At 42.5% G+C, this 1053-nt stretch carries 1 protein-coding gene; it reads left to right on the top strand.

Going from position 1 to position 1053, the window contains the following annotated elements:
- Positions 1 to 1053, top strand: a 1053-nt coding sequence (locus tag ACEN2F_RS14645) for an HYR domain-containing protein (RefSeq protein WP_441740536.1), incomplete at both ends; no start/stop codon positions are given.

The following is a 1053-nucleotide window of genomic DNA, read 5'->3' as shown; positions in this document are numbered from 1 at the left end:
TACTCAAGGAACTACGATTGTGACGTGGACCTTTGATGATGGGAACGGAAATACAACTACAGCAAATCAAAATGTAAATATTGACTACACAAAACCAATAAAACCAATTCTTGTTGATGTAACTGGTCAATGTTCTGCGACAGCAATACCCCCAAAAACATCAGATGCATGTGCAGGAATAATTGTAGGAACAACGGCAGATCCTCTAACCTACAGCAATCAAGGAGTTTACATCATTACTTGGACTTTCAATGACGGGAAAGGAAATAATGTCACTACTACTCAAAATGTTATTGTAAAAGATACTATCAATCCTACTATAATTTGTGCAGCTCCTGTAACAGTGAATGTGGATGCTGCTTCTTGCACAACGGATAAAGCCAATGTAACGCTTGGATCTCCAACTACGGCTGACAATTGTGGGGTAAAATCGGTAACCAACGATGCGCCTAGTGTTTTCCCTATCGGAAACACAACGGTAACTTGGACGGTAACTGACAATGCTGGAAATACGGCTACTTGTACACAAATCGTAACGGTAGTGGACACTATCAATCCAACCATTACTTGTGCAGCTCCGGTAACAGTAAATGTAGATGCTGCTTCTTGCACAACGGCTAAAGCCAATGTAACGCTTGGATTACCTACAACTGCTGACAATTGTGGGGTAAAATCGGTAACTAACGATGCGCCTAGCGTTTTCCCTATCGGAAACACCACCGTAACTTGGACGGTAACAGACAATGCAGGGAATACGGCTACTTGTACTCAAATCGTAACGGTAGTAGACAATATCAATCCAACCATCACTTGTGCAGCTCCTGTAACAGTAAATGTGGATGCTGCTTCTTGTACAACGGCTAAAGCTAATGTTACTCTTGGAGCTCCAACTACGGCTGACAACTGTGGAGTAAAATCTGTAACCAACGATGCGCCTAGTGTTTTCACTATCGGAAACACCACCGTAACTTGGACCGTAACTGACAATGCTGGAAATACGGCTACTTGTACTCAAATCGTAACGGTAGTAGACACTATCAATCCAACCATCAC

Source organism: Flavobacterium sp. W20_MBD1_R3 (assembly GCF_052119725.1).
GTDB lineage: Bacteria > Bacteroidota > Bacteroidia > Flavobacteriales > Flavobacteriaceae > Flavobacterium.
Note: the sequence above shows the minus strand (reverse complement) of the source record. Positions and strands in the feature narration are given on the sequence as shown.